The 20,438-nt window shown below is 70.9% G+C and carries 12 protein-coding genes; 10 read left to right on the top strand and 2 right to left on the bottom strand.

Annotation, left to right across the window (positions count from 1 at the left end):
- Positions 1 to 317: 317 nt before the first annotated feature.
- The gene (locus O7620_RS12860) at positions 318 to 830 is read left to right on the top strand and encodes an HIT domain-containing protein (protein WP_278126984.1); all 513 of its coding nucleotides are present in this window, start codon (positions 318 to 320) and stop codon (positions 828 to 830) included.
- A gap of 40 nt (positions 831 to 870) precedes the next feature.
- Here O7620_RS12860 and O7620_RS12855 read toward each other — a convergent pair whose 3' ends face one another.
- Positions 871 to 1,353 carry a hypothetical protein gene (locus O7620_RS12855; RefSeq protein ID WP_278123199.1) on the bottom strand — a complete coding sequence of 161 codons (483 nt, stop codon included), beginning with the start codon at positions 1,351 to 1,353 and terminating at the stop codon, positions 871 to 873.
- A gap of 99 nt (positions 1,354 to 1,452) precedes the next feature.
- Between O7620_RS12855 and O7620_RS12850 the strand changes: the two genes are divergently transcribed.
- Positions 1,453 to 2,511: an aldo/keto reductase gene (locus O7620_RS12850; protein WP_278123198.1), complete on the top strand. Its 1,059-nt coding sequence runs from the start codon at positions 1,453 to 1,455 to the stop codon at positions 2,509 to 2,511.
- A 180-nt stretch (positions 2,512 to 2,691) separates the two neighbouring features.
- On the opposite strand, the gene O7620_RS12845 is transcribed toward O7620_RS12850, so the two are convergent.
- Positions 2,692 to 4,848, bottom strand: coding sequence for an elongation factor G-like protein EF-G2 (locus tag O7620_RS12845; protein WP_278123197.1), 2,157 nt, complete (start codon positions 4,846 to 4,848; stop codon positions 2,692 to 2,694).
- Positions 4,849 to 5,098: 250 nt separating this feature from the next.
- Here O7620_RS12845 and pgsA point away from each other — a divergent pair, with 250 nt between their 5' ends.
- The 8 genes from pgsA to O7620_RS12805 all read left to right on the top strand — a co-directional run bounded on the left by pgsA (position 5,099) and on the right by O7620_RS12805 (position 20,422).
- The gene (gene pgsA / locus O7620_RS12840; RefSeq protein WP_278123196.1) at positions 5,099 to 5,728 is read left to right on the top strand and encodes a phosphatidylinositol phosphate synthase; all 630 of its coding nucleotides are present in this window, start codon (positions 5,099 to 5,101) and stop codon (positions 5,726 to 5,728) included.
- A 49-nt stretch (positions 5,729 to 5,777) separates the two neighbouring features.
- Entirely contained in the window at positions 5,778 to 6,710 is a 933-nt protein-coding gene (locus O7620_RS12835; protein WP_278123195.1) for a phosphatidylinositol mannoside acyltransferase, read from the top strand.
- A gap of 170 nt (positions 6,711 to 6,880) precedes the next feature.
- The gene (locus O7620_RS12830; protein WP_278123194.1) at positions 6,881 to 8,041 is read left to right on the top strand and encodes a glycosyltransferase family 4 protein; all 1,161 of its coding nucleotides are present in this window, start codon (positions 6,881 to 6,883) and stop codon (positions 8,039 to 8,041) included.
- A gap of 83 nt (positions 8,042 to 8,124) precedes the next feature.
- Entirely contained in the window at positions 8,125 to 8,628 is a 504-nt protein-coding gene (locus O7620_RS12825; protein WP_151488365.1) for a hypothetical protein, read from the top strand.
- Positions 8,629 to 8,764: 136 nt separating this feature from the next.
- Positions 8,765 to 9,682 (top strand): pyridoxal 5'-phosphate synthase lyase subunit PdxS, encoded by a 918-nt coding sequence (gene pdxS, locus O7620_RS12820; RefSeq protein WP_278123193.1) that lies wholly within the window; start codon positions 8,765 to 8,767, stop codon positions 9,680 to 9,682.
- Between the two features lie 2 nt (positions 9,683 to 9,684).
- Complete coding sequence (pdxT, locus tag O7620_RS12815) at positions 9,685 to 10,287, top strand: pyridoxal 5'-phosphate synthase glutaminase subunit PdxT (protein WP_278123192.1); 603 nt, start codon at positions 9,685 to 9,687, stop codon at positions 10,285 to 10,287.
- 260 nt (positions 10,288 to 10,547) lie between these two features.
- Complete coding sequence (locus O7620_RS12810; RefSeq protein ID WP_151488368.1) at positions 10,548 to 11,297, top strand: YebC/PmpR family DNA-binding transcriptional regulator; 750 nt, start codon at positions 10,548 to 10,550, stop codon at positions 11,295 to 11,297.
- A 566-nt stretch (positions 11,298 to 11,863) separates the two neighbouring features.
- Positions 11,864 to 20,422, top strand: a complete 8,559-nt coding sequence (locus O7620_RS12805) for a hypothetical protein (RefSeq protein WP_278123191.1) — start codon at positions 11,864 to 11,866, stop codon at positions 20,420 to 20,422.
- The last annotated feature ends 16 nt before the right edge of the window (positions 20,423 to 20,438 follow it).

Below are 20,438 nucleotides of genomic sequence, written 5' to 3'. Positions count from 1 at the left end.
GCGCAACGATGGGATCCGATCAGGTCCACGCGGCGCCGTGCAGGTGCCGACTGTTCGACGCCCCGCCGACCGCGCTGCTGCAGGCGTAGCTGCGGAAGCTGCTGCTGATCGTGATGGGAACGTCGCCGCAGGCGTGCCGCGAGGAAACGTGCCGAGCCGTCGGATCATGTCGCCGTCCACCGCAATTTTCGTGGTCCACCAGCAATCCATCAACACGTGTAGCTAGGAGTTTCCCGACGGCGGAGTCGCGGCCCGCCCGGGCGGCTCCGTAGGATCGGCTCGTGACTGGGGCACATCGGGACACGGACAGCGGTGGCATGGCCGACGGCCTGGAGCGGCTCTGGACGCCGCACCGGATGACCTACATCTCCGGGGAGGACCGGCCCGAGGGCGGCTACGAGAAGCCCACCGGCTGCCCGTTCTGCCTCGCTCCGGGCCTGCCTCCGGAGGAGAGCCTCGTGGTGGCCCGCGGCGAGCACGTGTTCGTGGTGCTCAACCTCTACCCGTACAACCCGGGCCACCTGCTCGTCTGCCCGTACCGCCACGTGGCCGACTACACCGACCTGGACGTGCCGGAGACCATCGAACTGGCCTCGTACACCCAGAACGCCATGCGGGTGATCCGCAAGGTGAGCAACGCGCACGGCTTCAACCTGGGCATGAACCAGGGCGGAGTCGCCGGCGCAGGCATCGCCGCGCACCTGCACCAGCACGTCGTGCCTCGCTGGGGCGGCGACGCGAACTTCATGCCGGTGATCGGCCGCACCAAGGTTCTGCCGCAGCTACTGCACGATACCCGCGACCTGCTCGCCCGCGCCTGGCCGTCCTGACCCGCGGGCCCGGCCCGCGCGGCGTCCGCGCCGGTCGGCGTCAGTCGGCGAGCAGCAGTGGGGTCAGCTCCGGCCAGCTCTCCACCCGGTGTACGCGTGGAAGCACCGCGGCGTACGTGGCGACCTGCGCCGGACGGGGCCGGAACAGGTAGCGGTGCGGCACCGATTCGAGGTAGCCGAGCACCTCCAACTTGTCGTCCACGAAGTGGGTCAAGCCGAGTCGCCGGGCGATCGGCGCCTTGTCCGGCCGGGTGCGGCAGAAGTGCACCCGCTCGACCGGGATGCCGGTGCGGGCCGCGAAGTCGTGGTGGGCGAGCCACTCCCTGGTCCGCTGTTCGGTGGCCTCGCCGCACTTCGAGACCAGGTGCACCTCGTCGAAGGCCGGACCGAGCGCCGCGAGCGCGTCGAACGCGCCGTCGACGGCCGGCGTGCGCAGGTAGTGCGCGCCGAAGAAGGACGTGTCGGCGTCCTCGTCGGCCGACTCGATGATCACGCCGCCGATGTCCACACCCAGCCGTCGCATGCCGCCGATCATGCCGCACCGTGACCGCTCACGGGCACCCGCGTTTCCGCCCCCGGGAGTTGCTACGCCCCAACCCCGTGAAGGTGGCACGATCGGCCGATGGCAGTCACGACACGGACGTTGGGGCGCAGCGGCATCGAGGTCAGCGCCCTCGGCATGGGGTGCTGGGCGATCGGTGGCCCCTGGGCGGAGGGGACCCAGCCGCTCGGGTGGGGCGCGGTCGACGACGACGAGTCGGTACGGGCCGTACGCCGAGCGCTCGACATGGGCGTGACCCTGTTCGACACCGCCGACACGTACGGTGCCGGGCACGGCGAGCGGGTGCTCGGCCGTGCCCTCGCCGGCCGCCGCGACGAGGCCGTGATCGCCACCAAGTGGGGGTACACGTTCGACGAGACGAGCCGCCAGGCCACCGGGGAGGACGCGTCACCCGCGTACCTGCGGCGTGCCGTGACCGACTCGCTGCGCCGGCTGGACACCGACCACATCGACCTCTACCAGCTGCACCTCGCCGACCTGTCGGTCCCCCGGGCGCAAGCGCTGGTCGGCACCTGCGAGGACCTGATCACCGAGGGCCTCATCCGGGCGTACGGCTGGAGCACCGACCGCCCCGACCGGGCCACCGCGTTCGGGCACGGCGCGACCGGCGCCACCGCCGTGCAGCACACCCTGTCGGTGCTCCGCGACGCCCCCGACCTGCTCGCGGTCTGCGACAAGTACGACCTGGCCAGCATCAACCGGGGGCCACTCGGGATGGGCCTGCTCACCGGCAAGTACACGGCCGCGTCGACGCTTCCCCGAGACGACGTACGCGGGCTGGCGCCGGGCTGGCTGGAGTGGTTCCGTGGTGGCCGACCGGCACCCGAGTGGCTGCGCCGCGTCGGCGCGGTCCGCGCCGCGCTCACCGCCGACGGGCGCACCCTCGCCCAGGGAGCGTTGGGCTGGATCTGGGCGCGCAGCGGGCGCACCATCCCGATCCCGGGCTGCCGTACTGTCGCCCAGGTCGAGGAGAATGCCGCCGCTCTTCACCGCGGCCCGCTGCCGGCGGACCAGTTCGTCGAGGTGGAACGTCAACTCGCCGCCCTGCGCACCGCAGCCCTGCGCGACGCCGACCGCCCCCACTGGCCGCGCCCCACCCACCCCCTGACCCACCCGTAACCCAACCCGCCGCAAGCCCGCCCGCGCCCTACGCCCGTCCGCGTCGATCATGGAGTTGTGGTGCCTCACAAATAGGGCTCAGATGAACATTCCGCCCACCACGATTCCATGATCGACGCGTGCTTCACCCGACCCGACCCGCGCCGGGCCGAGCCGGGGTTGCGGGCGGGGCTGTGGGATTTAGGGGAGTTGTTCTTTGCGGGCCTGGTCGGCCAGGTGGGTGGGCATGGGGTCGTGGCGGACGAAGTGGCGGCGGAAGGTGCCGGTGCCGGCGGTCATCGAGCGCAGCTCGACGGCGTACCGGAGCAGTTCGATGGCCGGCACCTCGGCGCGGACGAGGGTGCGACCCTCGGTGTCCGGGTCGGGTTCGGTGCCGAGCACCCGGCCGCGCCGGCCGGACAGGTCGCCCATCACGGTGCCTACCGAGCCGTCCGCGATTCGGATGGTGACCTCGTCGATCGGCTCCAGCAGTGCCGGTTGGCCGCGTTCGGCGGCGTCGCGTAGCGCGAGCGCGCCGGCGGTCTGGAAGGCGGCGTCGGACGAGTCGACGCTGTGCGCCTTTCCGTCGACGAGGGTGACCCGCAGGTCGACCACGGGGTGGCCGGCGACCAGGCCGCGTTCCAGTTGGGCGCGGACGCCCTTCTCCACCGACGGGATGTAGTTGTGCGGCACGGCGCCGCCGACGACCCGGTCGACGAATTCGAAGCCGCCGCCGCGGGGCAGCGGCTCGACCTCGATGTCGCAGACCGCGTACTGGCCGTGGCCGCCGGACTGCTTGACGTGCCGGCCGTGGCCCTTCGCGGGGGCGGTGAGGGTCTCGCGCAGTGACACCTTGACCGGTTCGGTGTCCAGTTCGACACCGCCGGCGCGGAGCCGGTCGAGTACCACGTCGGCGTGGGCTTCGCCCATGCACCAGAGCACCAGCTGGTGGGTTTCCGAGTTGCGTTCGAGTCGCAGGGTGGGGTCGCCGGCGACGAGTCGGGCGAGGTTGCGGGCGAGCGCGTCCTCGTCGGCGCGGCTGTGGGCGACGATCGCGACCGGCAGCAGAGGCTCCGGCATCTCCCACGGTGCGATCAGCAGCGGGTCGTCCTTGGCGGAGACGGTGTCGCCGGTCTCGGCGCTGCCCGATTTGGTGATCGCGCAGATGTCGCCGGCGACGCAGAGCGACACCTCGCGCAGGGTGGCGCCCAGCGGGGTGTAGAGGTGCCCGACCCGCTCGTCGGCGTCGTGGTCGGGGTGACCGCGCTCGGCCATGCCGTGCCCGCAGATGTGTACGGTCTGGTCGGGGCGCAGCGTGCCGGAGAAGACCCGGACCAGTGAGACCCGGCCGACGTGCCGGTCGACGGTGGTCTTGACCACCTCGGCGACGAGCGGCCCGTCCGGGTCGCAGGTCAGCGGGGGCCGGGGTGAGCCGTCCACACCGGTGACCGCCGGCAGTTCGTGTTCCAGCGGCGACGGGAACGCGGCGGTCAGCACCTCCAGCAGCGCGTCCAGGCCGACGCCGGTCTCGGCGCAGACCGGTACGACGGGGTAGAAGTGGCCGCGGGCGACGGCCTTCTCCAGGTCGTCGATGAGCACGTCGGTGCTGATCTCCTCGCCGTCGAGGTAGCGATCCATGAGGGTCTCGTCCTCGCTCTCGGCGATGATTCCCTCGATCAGCTCGTTGCGGGACTCGTCGATGGCGGGCTGGTGCTCCGGGTCGGGGTCGCGCACGTCGGCGGGGAGCCCGGCGGTGTAGTCGAAGACGCGGCGGGTGACCAGGCCGAGCAGACCTTCGGTGGAGACGCCGTCGTCGCCGAGCATCGGCAGGTACAGGGGCATGACGTTGTCGCCGAAGACCCGCTGGCACAGCGCCACGGTCTCGTCGAAGTCGGCGCGGGGCTGGTCCAGTCGGGCCACCGCGACGGCGCGGGGCATGTCGACCGCCGCGCACTCCTCCCACAGGGCCACGGTGGCCGCGTCCATGCCACCGGCGGCGGACACGACGAACAGCGCGGCGTCGGCGGCCCGCAGCCCGGCGCGCAGTTCGCCGACGAAGTCGGCGTACCCGGGGGTGTCCAGCAGGTTGACCTTGATGCCGTTGTGCAGCAGGGGCGCGCAGGACAGGCTCACGGAGCGCTGCTGGCGTACCGCTGCCGGGTCGTGGTCGCCGACGGTGGTGCCGTCGACCACGCTGCCCGCCCGGCCGATGGTGCCGGTGGCGGCGAGCAGCGCCTCGACCAGGGTGGTCTTGCCCGCTCCGGAGTGCCCGACGAGCACCACGTTGCGTACCCGGTCGGGTTCGGTCACCACCGGCGTGCCGCCGGTGGACCCCTTTTCCTGATTTTTCTGCGCCATGGGGCGCACCTCCCTCAGCCGGTGGTGGGTGGCGACCGCCGCGCGACGGGGTGCGGCCCGGGGCGAGTGCGCGGCGATATCCTCCGGTGGTCTGCTGCACAGCGAGAACTCAACGGGCGGGTGGGTGAGCTGGCTCACCCACCCGGCTCGATCTCACACCCGTTGTCGGGTAGGCACAAGCCTGCCCCGGGCGGGTCGGAGGGGCGGCCGTATCGCCGGACCTGGGCAGACCGTTATCGTGGGGACCGCCATGGCGAAGATCTTCCAAGTGTCGGCCCGCGCGGGGATGACCCGCGTCGTCGAGCCGATTGCCCGTGCCCTTCTGCGCGCGGGCGTCACCCCCAATGCCGTCACCGTCGCGGGCACCGTTGGTGTGCTCGTCGGCGCGCTCGGCTTCGGTGCTCGCGGCCACCTGCTCGCGGGCGCGTTGATTGTGACCGTTTTCGCGCTCACCGACCTGCTCGACGGGACGATGGCCCGGATGAGCGGCGGCTCCACCAGGTTCGGGGCGTTCCTCGACTCGAGCATGGACCGGGTCGCCGACAGTGCCGTCTTCGGCGCGGTCGCGTACTGGCTGGCCACCGAGGGTGACCACTCCGGGGTGGCCGCCGCGCTGGTCTGCCTGGCCGCCGGCAGCCTGGTCTCCTACGTGAAGGCCCGCGCGGAGGGGCTCGGCATGACCTGCAACGTGGGCATCGCCGAGCGCACCGAGCGGCTGCTGATCGTCGGCGTCGGCGGAATCCTCACCGGCGTGGGCGTGAAGCCGGCGCTGGAGATCGCGCTCTGGCTGCTCGCCGCGGTGTCGATCTTCACGGTGGGGCAGCGGATGGCACACGTCTACCGCCAGGCGCAGCAGCTCCAGCCGGACGGCCAGGCGTGAGGGGACGGGCGCACACGGCGCCTCGGCGCGCGACCGGCGGCCCGGTCGCGTGAACCTCACCGAGCTGGGTTACGTCGCCGGGTGGCGGGTGGTCCGCGCGCTACCCCGGCCGTTGGTGGCGGCGGCGTTCCAGGCGGGCGCGGACCGCGCCCATCGCGGCGGCGGCAAGGGTACGGCTCGACTGCGCGCGAACCTGCGCCGGGTGGTCGGCCCGGAGCTGCCCGAGGCCGAGTTGGACGATCTCGTCAAGCGCGGCCTGCGCTCGTACGCCCGGTACTGGATGGAGGCGTTCCGGCTGCCCGCCCTGAGCCGGTCGCAGATCCTGTCCGGGTTCCGGCTCGACGGCGCCGACCTGCTCGCCGCCGACGTCGCCGCCGGCCGGGGCGCGGTGGTGGCGCTGCCGCACGCCGGCAACTGGGATGCCGCGGGTGCCTGGGTGGCGGCCACCGGTTGGCCGATCACCACGGTCATGGAGCGGCTGAAACCGGAGGGCGTCTACAAGCGGTTCACGGCCTTCCGAGAGGTCCTCGGGATGGAGATCCTGCCGACCCACGGGGGACCGCGGCCGGCGTTCGACGTGTTGCTGGACCGCCTCCGTGCCGGTGCGGTGGTGCCGTTGCTGGCCGACCGTGACCTCTCCGCCCGGGGCGTGGAGGTGGATTTCTTCGGTGGGAAGACCCGGATGCCCGCCGGTCCGGCCCTGTTGGCGCTGCACACCGGCGCGCCGCTCTACGTGGCCTCGATGTGGTACGAACCGGACGCGGCGTGCGCGTCGCTGGCCGGTCCGCTGCCGGTTCAGAGTCCCGAGGTGGGGCCTTTGGACCAGCGCGTCCGATCATTGACGCAGCTGATCGCCGACCGTCTGGCGGCGGGTATCGCCCGCCATCCGGAAGACTGGCACATGTTGCAGCGGATGTGGCTGGACCAGCGGGCGCCGGCCGGCGGCACGGGGTCGCCCACGCCGTCCTCCGGTCGGGCCTAGAGGGGGTGGGCACGGTGAGCGCGAGGAACGCGGCGCAGCGGAGCCCCGCGGTCGCGAGCGAGGTTGGCACGGTGAGCGCGAGGAGCGCAGCGCGGCGGAGCCCCACGGTCGCGAGCGAGGTGGGCGCCGTGAGGTGGTGTCCCGCTGTCGCGGACGGGGGTCGCTGACGCATGCGGATCGGCATCGTGTGTCCGTACTCCTTCGACGTCCCCGGCGGCGTGCAGAACCACGTGATGGATCTCGCCGAGGCGTTGATCACCCTCGGCCACGAGGTCAGCGTGCTCGCCCCGGCCGACGAGGACTCCCCGTTGCCGGAGTACGTGGTGTCCGCCGGGCGGGCCGTGCCGCTGCCGTACAACGGTTCGGTGGCCCGGATCGCGTTCGGGCCGGTCTCCACGGCCCGGGTGCGGCGGTGGATCACCAACGGCGACTTCGACGTGTTGCACGTACACGAGCCGCTCACGTTGAGCCTGTCGCTGCTGGCCGTGCTCTCCGCCCGGGGGCCGGTGGTGGCCACGTTCCACACCGCGATGACCCGTTCGCGGGTGCTGGCCGCCGCGCAGGGCGTACTCCAGATCGTGCTGGAGCGGATTACCGCCCGCATCGCGGTGAGCGCGCTGGCCCGCAAGGTCCAGGTCGAGCACATGGACGGCGGCGCGGTGGAGATCCCCAACGGGGTGGCGGTGGCCAAGTTCGCCGACGCCGAGCCGCTGCCGGGCTGGCCGGGGGAGTGCGCACCGGGTGCCGGCGGCACGGTGGGTTTCCTGGGCCGGTTCACCGAGGCCCGCAAGGGTTTCCCGGTGCTGCGGGATGCGTTCGTGGCGCTGGCCGACAGCCGCCCCGGGCTGCGGCTGCTGGTCGCCGGCCCGGGCGACCCCGACGATCTGTACGACCAGTTCCCGGTGGAGCTGCACGAGCGGGTGACGTTCCTCGGCCTGGTCACCGAACCGGACAAGGCGCGCATGCTGCGCAGCGTGCACCTCTACGTGGCGCCGAACACCGGCGGCGAGTCGTTCGGCATGATCCTCACCGAGGCCCTGGCGGCCGGTACGACGGTGGTCGCCAGTGACCTGGACGCGTTCCGGCGGGTGCTCGACGGCGGCCGGGCCGGGCGGCTCTTCCCGACCGGGGATGCGGTGGGGTTGCGCGACGCGTTGACCGAGTTGCTCGACGATCCGGCCGGCCGGGCCACCCTGAGCGCCTGCGGTGATCAGGTGGTGGCGAATTTCGACTGGCCGGTGGTTGCCCGCCGCGTGATGGAGGTATACGCAGCGGCGATCGAGGCAACCGACGGGCGGGTCATCGACCAGGAATGGGTGGGGCTGAGCTGAGCCGGTGTGACGCATGGTGCGGACGGTGACCGGGGGACCGGCGGGGCCGCGCCCAATCGGAGGCGAAACGGAGCAGCACTACGATGCCGCACATGTGGTGGGTGGTGGCCGCGAGCGTGGTCGTGGGGCTGGTCGCGGCGTACCTCATCTGGACTGCCGGGCGGGTCGAGCGGCTGCAGGGCCGCGCGGAGCTGGCGGCGCGGGCTCTCGACGCCCACCTGTTGCGCCGGGCGGCGGCGGCCGCCGTGCTGGCTGAGCGGCGCTTCGGGGTCGAGTTGTACGCGGCGGCCCGGATCGCCCTGGACGCCCACCCGGACGAGCGGGAGGCGGCGGAGAACGACCTGACCCGCCAGTTGCGCTCGGTACGGCTGGACCCGGCCGATCCGGACTGCGGGGCCGTCATCGCCGCCAGTCGCCGGCTGGCGCTGTCCCGGCAGGTGCACACCGACCTGGTCCGCGACGCCCGTTCGGCGCGCAGCCGCCCGCTGGTGCGGTTGTTGCGGATGGGGCGGGGCCGGGAGTGGCCGCGGTACTTCGACATCGACGACCCGACCCTGACGGTGCCCACGGACGTGCCCGCGAGCTGACCCGGCGGTCGCGGCGGACCGGTGAGCAGTGCCACACCGCAGGCCACCGGGGGTCTGATTGGCTGTCGGCGCGGCGTTGCGCCACGCGTAGCATTTTCGCTGCCACCCCCACAGCGCGTTCGAGGAGCGATGACCCGTGCCCGAAAACACCGCACCGACCACCGGCACCACCCCCGTCGTCGGCACCGCTCGTGTGAAGCGCGGCATGGCCGAAATGCTCAAGGGTGGCGTGATCATGGATGTCGTCAACGCCGAACAGGCCAAGATCGCTGAGGACGCCGGCGCGGTCGCGGTGATGGCCCTGGAGCGGGTGCCCGCGGACATCCGCGCGCAGGGCGGCGTGTCGCGGATGAGCGACCCCGACATGATCGACGGGATCATCGAGGCGGTCTCCATCCCGGTGATGGCCAAGGCCCGCATCGGGCACTTCGTGGAGGCGCAGATCCTCCAGTCGCTGGGCGTCGACTACGTGGACGAGTCCGAGGTGCTGACCCCGGCCGACTACGCCAACCACATCGACAAGTGGGCGTTCACGGTCCCCTTCGTCTGTGGCGCGACCAACCTCGGTGAGGCGCTGCGGCGGATCACCGAGGGCGCGGCGATGATCCGCTCCAAGGGCGAGGCCGGCACCGGTGACGTCTCCAACGCCACCACCCACATGCGCAAGATCCGTCAGGAGATCCGCCGGCTCTCCGCACTGCCGGCCGACGAGCTGTACGTCGCGGCCAAGGAGCTGCAGGCGCCGTACGAGCTGGTCAAGGAGGTCGCCGAGAGCGGCAAGCTGCCGGTGGTGCTGTTCACCGCGGGCGGGATCGCCACCCCGGCCGACGCGGCCATGATGATGCAGCTCGGCGCGGAGGGCGTGTTCGTCGGCTCCGGCATCTTCAAGGCCGGCAACCCGGCCCAGCGGGCCGCCGCGATCGTCAAGGCCACCACCTTCCACGACGACCCGGACGTGCTGGCGAAGGTGTCGCGTGGTCTGGGCGAGGCGATGGTCGGCATCAACGTGGACGAGATCCCGCAGCCGCACCGCCTGGCCGAACGGGGTTGGTGAGCATGGGCAGTCCCACCATCGGTGTGCTCGCGCTTCAGGGGGACGTCCGCGAGCATCTGGCGGCGCTGACCGCGGTGGGTGCGGACGCCCGCCCGGTCCGCCGTCCGGGGGAGCTGGACGCGGTAGACGGCCTGGTGATCCCCGGGGGCGAGTCCACCACGATCAGCAAACTCGCCGACATCTTCGAGCTGCGCGAGCCGATCGACAAGCGGATCGCCGACGGGATGCCGGTCTACGGGTCCTGCGCCGGCATGATCATGCTGGCCTCCGAGGTGCTGGACGGCCGCCCCGACCAGCGCGGCTTCGCCGGCATCGAGATGACGGTGCGACGCAACGCGTTCGGTCGCCAGGTCGACTCGTTCGAGGCGCCGGTGCGGATCGACGGGGTGCCAGGCGAGCCGTTCCACGCGGTGTTCATCCGGGCGCCGTGGGTCGAGCGGGTCGGCGCCGGTGTCGAGGTGATCGGCACGGTGACCGGCGGCCCGGCCGCCGACCGGATCGTGGCGGTACGGCAGGGCAATCTGCTGGCCACCTCGTTCCACCCCGAGCTGACCGGCGACCTGCGCGTGCACGCGTACTTCGCGGAGCTGGTCCGCGCCGCCTGAGCGGCCGACTCCGGCCAGCGGGCATGGATCGGGCGCCTGGGCCGTTGGTCTGAGGGTGCCCTGGCGCCGTGCCGCCGCCCCGGGCGGGTCCCGGGTGTGACATGCCGGGGTCCGACCTCGGTAAGATTGCCGCGGTTCGGCAGGGCCGTGGCCCGGCGCGGGCATCTCCCGCGGGACCGACCGGCCGCCGGATCGCCGGATTAGGCGCGGAATCGGTGCGGCAGTCGACGCAGGCGTGGAATGACAGACGGAGGTAGAAGATGTCCGGCCACTCAAAGTGGGCGACGACCAAGCACAAGAAGGCCGTCATCGACGCCAAGCGCGGCAAGATGTTCGCCAAGCTGATCAAGAACGTCGAGGTGGCCGCGCGGACCGGCGGCGGAGACCCGTCCGGTAACCCCACGCTCTACGACGCCATCCAGAAGGCGAAGAAGAGCTCGGTGCCGAACGACAACATCGACCGCGCCGTCAAGCGCGGCTCCGGCCTGGAGGCCGGCGGCGCCGACTGGCAGACGATCATGTACGAGGGGTACGGCCCGAACGGCGTGGCCATGCTCATCGAGTGCCTCACCGACAACCGCAACCGCGCGGCGACCGAGGTGCGCACCGCGCTCACCCGCAACGGCGGGTCGCTCGCCGACGCCGGCTCGGTGTCGTACATGTTCTCCCGCAAGGGCGTGGTGATCGTCCCCAAGGAGGGCACCACCGAGGACGACGTGATGCTGGCCGTCCTCGACGCCGGCGCCGAGGAGGTCAACGACCTCGGTGAGGCGTACGAGGTGGTTTCCGAGCCGACCGACCTGATCGGGGTTCGTACCGCCCTGCAGGACGCCGGCATCGAGTACGAGTCGGCCGAGTCCTCCCTGATCCCCAGCATGAACGTGCCGCTGGACGAGGAGGGCGCGCGCAAGATCTTCAAGCTGATCGACGTCCTGGAGGACTGCGACGACGTGCAGAACGTCTACGCGAACTTCGACGTCTCCGACGAGACGCTCGCACAAATCGGCTGAGTGACTGCGACCTGCCCGGCACGACTGCGACCGAGCTGCGACAGATGGTCGGGCAGTGCGGTGTGTTCGAGGATGCGAACGCGGTACGGGATGGCGCGGGCAGCGTCCACAGCGGACAGCGTGGTGTGAGGACGCGGAGCTCTCGGTAGACAGGTTCTTGCTACGGAATCAGTCTCCGAGAGGGCTCCCCCGTGCCCGGAGAACTCGTGCGGCACGTGGCGCGTCTGCCTCGCGCTGAGCGGGCGTGGGGCGTGGGGCTCTCGATCGGGTGCCCGGGCGCTGACCTGCCCTTCCAGCTTCCAGCTTCCAGCTTCCAGCTTCCAGCTTCCAGCTTCCAGCTTCCAGGCCCAGTCGCGATCGCGGCGAACGGGCACGCCCCCCGACCAGCACCGCGTAGACCGGTGAGCGTCGACGGGTCCGCCGCCTGGTCGGCACCTCATGCTCGCCATTGACCTCCTGAAGGGTACTTATTTGCTGAGGAACATAGGCGTAACATAGGCGAAACATTGTCGGTGCGACCTTAGGAACCAGAGTGGATCAGGTGAGCCCCCGCCCCCGTCGCACTCATGACTGACTATCGACCGACGCTGGGGCTGTCTCCGCCCCCATCAGACCCGACCGTCGAGCGAGTCATCGCCGAGGGCGCCGTGGCCGACACCCTGGCCGGGCGGCAGAAGGAGCAACCGACCGAGGTGCTCGACGTCGATGCCGTGTGGGTGCACCCGCTTACCGGCGTACGGACCCGCGCGGCGTTCGACGCGGTGTTTCGTACGGAGCACGGCCGGCCGGTCAGCGAGCTGACGGTGAAGGTGCGGATGGTGCCGGACGCGACCGTCAGCGCGGCGGAGCTGGCCGAGACCTGGCGGTCGGTGCGCAACGGCGTGGAGGAGCACTTCAATCGGCCCGAGCACCGCTTCCGCAGGCACGGCACGCTGAAGGTCAGCGTCGAACCGGTCACCGAGGGGCCGGCGCACCTGCAGGTCGACCTGTCGCACCGGCACGAGCAGGTAACGCAGAGTCGATGGCGGCCCGGCCTGACCGGCCAGGCCTACGCGCACGAGCTCGGCCACCAGCTAGGTCTACGCGAGGAGAACCGCCACCCCGGCGAGCCGGAAGGGCTCTTGCACATCCCCGGCTCGCTGATGGGCACGTTCGACGACCCAGTTCCGGCGGAGGCCGCCGCCGAGCCGCGTGGCGGGCTCCGGCAGCGCTACCTCGACCTGGTCGAGAGCCTGATCGAGGCTCGCCGCGACGCCGGGCCGGCGCCCCGGCCGTCGGAACCCGTCGTCGAGCGACTGCCCGAGCCGCGCATGCCGGCTGTGGGCCGGGTCACCGAGCTGGTTACCCGGATGGAGCAGGAGCAGTTCGCGGGTCCGCTGCGCGACCTCACCGGGCAGCGGACCCGGCCGCTGACCCTGGACGAGGCACGCGTCTGGGCCGAAAGCAGCACCGCGCTGCCGGGCAACCCCAGGCCGACCACGGCGGAGAAGTGGGCTTACCTGCGCCGATTGGAGCAGCGCAACCGGGCCATCCCAAACCCACCGGAGCAGAACGCGGACCTGCCGACACCCGTGCGCGAGTCGAGGCTGGCCAGCCAGGACCGCCGCCCGTGGCTGGAGAAGGACACGTCGCGGCCGCCCGTGCCGACGGGCACCGTCAGGTTCGGCGATCAGCGCATGCTGCCGAAGGCGATGCCGGTCACGCCCGGACGCGACCGGCCCGCGTTCAAGCTGGTGGACGCGATCGCCCGGCACATCGGCGAGCAGGGCGGGCTGCCCCGCCCTGCGCTCGACGCGCTCGCCGCGGCGCTGCGAAACCAGCCGGAGCAGTTCTTCGGCGAGGGTTACTGGCTGCGGTTCACCCGCAACGGTGTACCGCGCGAGATCATCGTGCGGGCCGTCAACTACGGCGACTGGAGCCGCTATTCGCTCGCGCCGACGCAGCGTCCGCAGCTCGGGACGACCATCAGCGCGTTTGCCAGGGAGGCGCTCACCCTGCACCGGCCGGTGCAGCCGAAGGTCCGGCACATCGACGATGTGCATTTCTCGGTCACCGACGTCACCGACGTGCACAACCCGTCGACGGGCACTCCGGGCGCCCGGTTCACCGTGCGTAATGGCCTGCAATGGCACCTCTCCGACGATTACACGGCTCCGCACAACCGCCGCGGCCTACCGACGGATCTGGTCTTCACCGAGCAGCAGCCGCTCGGCGTCGTGGAGGTCGAGGGCGCCGGCGCGCCGCTGCACGGCGCCGCCGAACTGGTCCAGTCGGTCTTCCCGGACTTCACCGCGGCGAGCCCGACTTACCAGAACCTGTACGACTTTTTCGCCCACCGGCTCACCGAGCATCTGCCGCAGATGCTGGCCGGCTGGACGGACGTGCCGGGGACCAACCCACCCGGTGTGCGGATCCGTGCGATCGCCGAGAGTGGCCGGCTCGCACATGCCAGCGAGCAGCCTCCGGTCCGCCCGCAGGCCCCCACCACCGCCCCGAGCGGTGACGTGAGCGGGTGGGCCGGTTCGGTGTTCAGCAACCTGTTCCGCTCGGGCGACACGCTGATGCGCGACGACTCCGGCCGGTACGGCGTCTACGACACCCGGGTCCGGTTGGAGATCCAGCGCGTCGACGGGAAGCATCAGCCGCTTGGCCCCGGTGGCCGCAGTACATACAGGATGGCATTCCCGATCCCAGTCCGGATGCGCATGGGCGCCGGCGAGGCGATCCGGCATGCCGTCGAACCGGCAGCGGCAGCCGTGGCGTCGCCCGGGCGGGCGGCCCCGGCGGTGCTCGCCTCGGTGCTCGTCCATGGTGGCGACCAGGTCATGGTGGGCCTGGCCGAGCCGGTGCAGGCGCATTCCGCGGTGCGTGCCCTCGGAGTGCCGAAGGCCGGCCTGCCACATCTGGCGCAGGTCAACGAGATGGTCAAGAACCTGGGCGCGGCTGCGGGGGTTACCGTGCCGCCCGAGCGGCTGCGCATCCTGGGCCAGGAACTGCTCAACAACTATCCGCAGTTGGTCGGCGGGGCGATAATCGGACTGGGTCGGGCCGAGGCGCTCATCACCATAGACCCGACGCACCCGTGGAAGGTCGCCAACCCCTCGGGCTCCTTCGATCGTCCCTCGTCGCAGAGCGGCGCCTTTCCCGGCGGCACCGAGGAATCGGCCACCGGAGGCGGGGCGCAAGGCGCCGGTGGAGCACCGGCCAAGCCTGACGGCGGCTTCCACAGCAACGAGACGATCAACGGCCGCTTCCTCACCGGCACCCACAGCACCACGCACTCCGGCACGATGGGCGTCACCAACGCCAACGCCGCAATCAGCGGTGGCTTCGGCGTCGGCCCGGGCCCGGCGCAGGTAGCCAAGGTCAGCGTGGCGCTCAACGCGACAATGAACAAGGTGTCGAAGTCCCTCACCACCGTGGAGGACGCCGAGACCGGAATGGTGGAGATCAACCGGGGTTCCTCCACGCTGCTGGCCTACGTGCCGAACTGGCGGGTGCAGCTGCGCACCGACCCCACCGTGCGCTGGGAGGACGTCCCGCACCACGCGGTCGACGGCCCGGCGCAGGAAAAGCTGCTGCTGTGGGTCAACGACCACTACCTGAGCGCCGCGCCGGACAAAACGGTGACCGTGCGGTCGCCCTCGGCTGGCGACGACGCTGGGCCGGCGCCGGTGGCACCGGGTAGACCTGCGGCGCCGAGGCCGGCACTGCCCGACAACCCGACGCCCCAGCAGACCATGCAGCACGAGACCGACCTCCGGGCCTGGAACGACGCGCAGCGCCGGTACTACGAACAGCTCGGCCGCCACCATGCCGACCTGCATCGGCACAACGAGCACCTCGACCTGCTGAAGAACCACGTCGCGCGCCAGGGGCGGCTGCCCGACACCCTCGCCGCCGCCGGGCTCACCGACTTGCCGAAGCTGTTCGACAACATCGTCGCGGAGTTGCGCGAGGCCGGGCTCGCCCTGCCGATCGGCAGTCCACAGCGCAGCCAACTGTGGCAGAAGCTGTCGAATCTCGACACGAACCTGAAAAAGGCCGTCAACCACAAGGACGGCTACCGCTTCACGATCGCCGACCGCGGGCACGAACTCGCCGAGGTCACCGTCCGCACCACTCGGGACACCGCGATCGAGCAGGTCGGCGCGACCACCAACGAGGCCCCCATCGAGGAGGTTCGCACCGCCATTGAGGGAGTCAGCGGCAACCAGGCGATCTCCCAGGAGACGAAGGGGAGCGTCAGCGGCGGTGCCGACCTGGTGCCGACGACGCTGCTGAAGATGACCGCCATGGCGCACGCCTCATTCAGCTCGTCGACCTCGACGAGCCTCGGCTCGGGTCGCACCGGCCTGTGGGTTCTCGTCAGCCGCTACACCGGTTTCACGAACGGCTATCAGGTACGGCTGAAGCACAAGGCTACGGTCAGTGTCGCCAACAGCCCGCAGGCCGCCCCTCGGCCGGTACGGGAGGTCAGCGGCAGCGCGCTGCTACGAATGGCCGAGCCGGACGCCTTCACACACGGCTTCCCAGTCGACGAGGATGCGCTGACCGATAAGTCCGCCACCGTTCCGGCCCCGGGCGCTGTCCGCGGGACCGCGCCACAGCCGGACGACCCGGTCGCGGCGCCGCTGCCGTTGCACGTGCTCAACGGCAAGGGCGTGGGCCACGGCTTGATCAAGGTGGACGAGGCCGTGATCAACGACATCAAGGCCAGGTTAGAGGCCGAACTGCGGCGCACCGGATTTCTGGCACCTGACAAGGAGCACCCGTTCGCAGCGGGTGAGGGCAAGCGGGACAGCCGTGTCGACAACGCGCACCTGCTGGACAAGAAGGTCTCGGAGGCCGGCTTCGACTCCCACTACGACCCGATCCATCAGGACGGCATGGCCTTCACCCTGACTCTGCGCCACAAGGGTGGCTTCACCTCCCACGCCCGGATCACGATCAAGGCGGGGCAGCGTCTGCAGGGCTACGAGGACCACGAGGGCAACCGGCACTCGCCGTATCACGTGCGGCGCACCAACGAGTACGACAGCGTGAACCTGGCCATGGGAATGGACTGGGCGGCGCCTGGCGCTGGGGGCGGCAAGGGCGCCAGCACCGGTTTCACAGTCACTGTGGGCTACAACGGCGACAAACCACGGTACAAGTGGTTCCGCGGCTACACCATGGGCATCGAGTACTTCCGCAAAGTCAGCGCCAGCGAGGGTCTCTTCCTCATGGTCAACCGGCCTGAGCTGCTGGCGCATCCCGGCCCAGCGGACATTTTCCGGCTGCCCAGCCACTACACGGTCACCATCGACTACAGCAGCAGCAGCCTCACCATGCCACGGACCATCGAGGTCAGGAACGCGATGGCGACCGTGCACCTCGTGTCCGCCTTCAACAATCCTGCCCGGGGCGGCCAGGCCATCTTTGCCCAGCCGACCGCCAGGGACGTCATCGATCAGGCGGTCATCCTGTACGTGGACAGCTCTGGCGTGACCAGCGCGCTCCGCGCGCTCCTGCCGGATCTACACGGCCCAGGTAAGATCAACGACGACGCGATCAGCAAGTTCGGCGGCAACATACTCATCCGCTCGCACCTCAAGGAAATCCTCTACGGCGAGTACACCACCGACCACCTGTTCGACCCGGGGATATGGCGCGACGGCACCGCGTCGGCGGCGCTGGGTGCCACCATGCGGTCGAGCCGCTTCGCCGGCTCCACCGCCGACCAGTTCACTCTTGGCAAGATCAAACTCTGGCTTTCCCAGGCGACCCAGACGGCGAACCGCTCCCAGGGCTTCCGCATCATCCCACTGTCGCTCGCCGCTGGCGGCTCGTCGCCGTCGCCTCACAGCGACAACCTCGACCCACTGCCGTTCGCCGCTGGCGGCTCGTCGCGCCGCAGCGACAACCTCGACCTGCGCGGGTCGGCCGGTGGCACCATGTGGTGGGGCGTGGCCCGGTCTGAGTCCAGCGTCCGAGCCGCGGCGAAGGAGTTCCTGGAGCTGGACTTCCGCCGTGCCTACGCGTTCGCCACCACACTGGACTTCACCGTTGACGCCGTGCACGAGAAGCACGGCAAGCTGGCCTGGGCGTCGATCCGCAGACCCGGCCAGGACACGCTCGCCGACAAGGCGATGCTGTACCTCCTCTCCGAGCCCGACGCGTTGACCGCCTATGCCAAGGACAGGGTGCCCGTCCCTGACGAACTGCTGGTCAACGCCCTGACGTCCTGGGGCGACGGCACATTGCAGCTCAGCGGCAACACCGTCGCAGGGCTGCTGGCCCGCCGGTTCGCGGACATGTGGTCACGTCCCGAGCTCGGCGCATGGCGCCAGGAGAGGAGCCGGGTTCCGCTGGCCGTCTGGGCGAGCATGGTGAAGGCCAAGCACGACAACGGCGAGCTGTACATCACCGGAGACGCCGCGGCGCGCTTCAACGAAATGTTCCCGAGGTTTGCCGTCGGACATGGTATCAACCCGTTCGCCGACCGGTGGATCCCGCCCTATCTGACCCGAACCGGCCCGAAGGCGTTGGGGCACAGCGGCATCCAGGAGCTGAAGTTCGATGGCGATCCCGCCCGTGGCATCCCGGCGGGTTCGAGCGCATTCTCGTTCGTGCACGCCATGGTGGAACGGGCCGCGCCCGGCCTGCTGGCAAAGCGGTCCGAGGAGTGGGGGGACGACGACGGCCCCGTCCTCGGACGGCTACAGGGCGGCATCGATGCCCTGCAGGCGCTGCTCTCCGGCGGGCGGGAGCAACCGCTCGTCGAGGACATGTTGCACAAGGACGGCGTCAGCCTCGTGCTGGCCAACCGGATCGGCGGGGTGCTGCACGACGCCGTCCTGGTGAACCTGAAGTACCGGTTGGTCTCCCGGCCGGAAGTGAACGATTTCGTGCCCGGGACCGGCCTGGAGAACTACACGCATGGCTACAACGGCCGCAGCGAGGGCAAGTCGCGGGAGTTCGGCTATTCGGCGAGCGCCGGGCTGACCGGCCGGGGGTCGCTCGGCCATCACAATCCCAGCGACCCGACGAACGATCTGCCCCGGGGCAACCTGGGCGCCGGCCTCGGCGCGAGGGTGGGCACGGGCAGCCACACGAGCGTGACCCGCGCGCAGACCGAGAGCAACCAGCAGACCGTCTACGACTGGAACGGGGACTACCGCGCAGAGGTTCGACACCGCCTGGATGTGGAAGTCCGCCGGGTCGACCTGGCGGGGCAGTTCCTGAACAGACCGCTCACCGCCACCTACCGACTGCTGGCCGGCCACGCGCAGCCGGTGCGGGCTTCCTTCACCGGCACCACGGTGCTGAAGATCCCGCGCAGCATCGGCGACGCCCGGCCCATGGCGGGCCCGCACCTGCCGGACTACCGGGCGCTCGTGGACTGGCCGGGCGACGGCTACCTGAAGGCGTCGCTGCTCGATGACGCACCGGCCGTGGCCCGCAAGCTGCTGGCCGACCTGGTCGGAAGCGAAGCCGACGACCCCGCCTTCCTGTCCAGCCTCTCGCTGCCAATCGAGTTGTCCCGCACGCACCTGCAGGGGCACCTGCACGAGGCCATCGGCGGCAAGGAGTATCCGCTCGGCAATGACATCTTCCTGCCCGGTCGCAGCAGCGACCGGGTGCGGATGTCGTTGGTTGGAGACCTGGCCAACCTACAGATCGTCGCGCCGATCAGCGGCAACGGCCCGGGCGCGTTACGCAAGACCCAGGACGGCACGTCGTTCGCCCACTCCACCGACTCGCCCCGGACCGGTTGGAGTCTCGGGGCGGACGGCGGCGGCGCCACGCATATCAAGGACTTCGCCCACCAGACCAGTCCGTGGAACAGCGACGCGGCGACCGGCGAGGCCGGCACCGGCGCCGACCACACCCACAACCAGGGCACCGCACATACCGAGAACTACCGCCGCGAGCAGCACGTCAAGCAGCAGGGCCCGACCTACCTGGTGCAGATGCGCGGCAAGTTCCGGCTGGTGGCCCGCCGTACGGTCGCCAACATCGTGCTGCCCGACCAGTCCGGCAACTGGAAGTGGAGCGACCCGTTCAGCGGCGACGTCTACGCCCTGCTGACCGCCGGCGAGGTTCACGAGCTGCGCCAGCGCATGGCGAAGCTGCCGCCGCGCGCGGCCTCCGCCACCGACCCGACCACCTGGCCGGGCCCTCGGGCGGGCACCCCGCGACGCGACCTGATCGACCAGCTCGACAGGGTAGGGCGAGACGGCTACGACCAGTTCGCGGCGGCGGGCGAGGTGGCGCAACGGCTACGCGCCGACGTCGGCGGCGGGCCTCGATCGTCGTCCGGCCGCCCGCCCTCCGGCTTGGTGCTGACCAGTCGGGAGGGCCATGCGATCGTGCGCACCTTCGAGGCCACCCTCGCGTGGGCGGAACAGGAGCTGACCGGCCTGGGGGCCGCCACGGAGCTCGCCGCGGTGCGACACGAGCAGCAGCAGCTGGCCGAGCTGCGGAGGCTGGCCGACGGGCAGCCGAGCGCGGTGGCGGCCCGCCGGCTGACCGAAGCCCAGAAGATCGACATCGGAATCACCAACCGGGTTATCGCGCTGCACGGCGACAACTGGCAGGAGGCCGTCGGCCGACGGACGCTGCCCCCGGTCGGCCTCAGTCCGGTGCAGGTGGGCCGGCAGGTAGCGCACGAGTTGGAGACCTACGTCGACATCGAGCACACCGCCGTCGACGGCACCGTTTCCCGACATCGGATCGACCCCGAGGGGCGGGTCGTGCGGCTCGGGGGCGCAGGTCAGCGCGAGACGCTGCAGCCACAGGGTGCGCCGCAAACCGCAGCCTCCGGCGCGCCCGAGGTGGCCTTCGCTCCCTCGACCATCCCGTTGGTGCCGTCCTTCGAAGGCGGATCGGGCGACGACGAGACAATACGGGACGAGCGGACACGTGATGTAGCGCGGCCGCAACCTGCCGTGGGTCAGCCGCACCGGCTTACCGTTGCGGCGGTGGCTCAACTCAACTCCCAGTACGGTGAGCCGCAGAGGCCGGCAGGCGACGCCACGTCGAGTATGGAGTACATGTCGAGCACATCGCAGCGGACGTACCGGCCCGTGGTGGCGACCAACGGAGTGGTGCGCGGCGTGCCCAACCGGCGTGTGGCGTAGATATCTTTCGACCCGT

Origin of the sequence: Micromonospora sp. WMMD710, assembly GCF_029626045.1 — a bacterium.
In the GTDB taxonomy this organism is placed as follows: Bacteria; Actinomycetota; Actinomycetes; order Mycobacteriales; family Micromonosporaceae; genus Micromonospora.
Note: the sequence above shows the minus strand (reverse complement) of the source record. Positions and strands in the feature narration are given on the sequence as shown.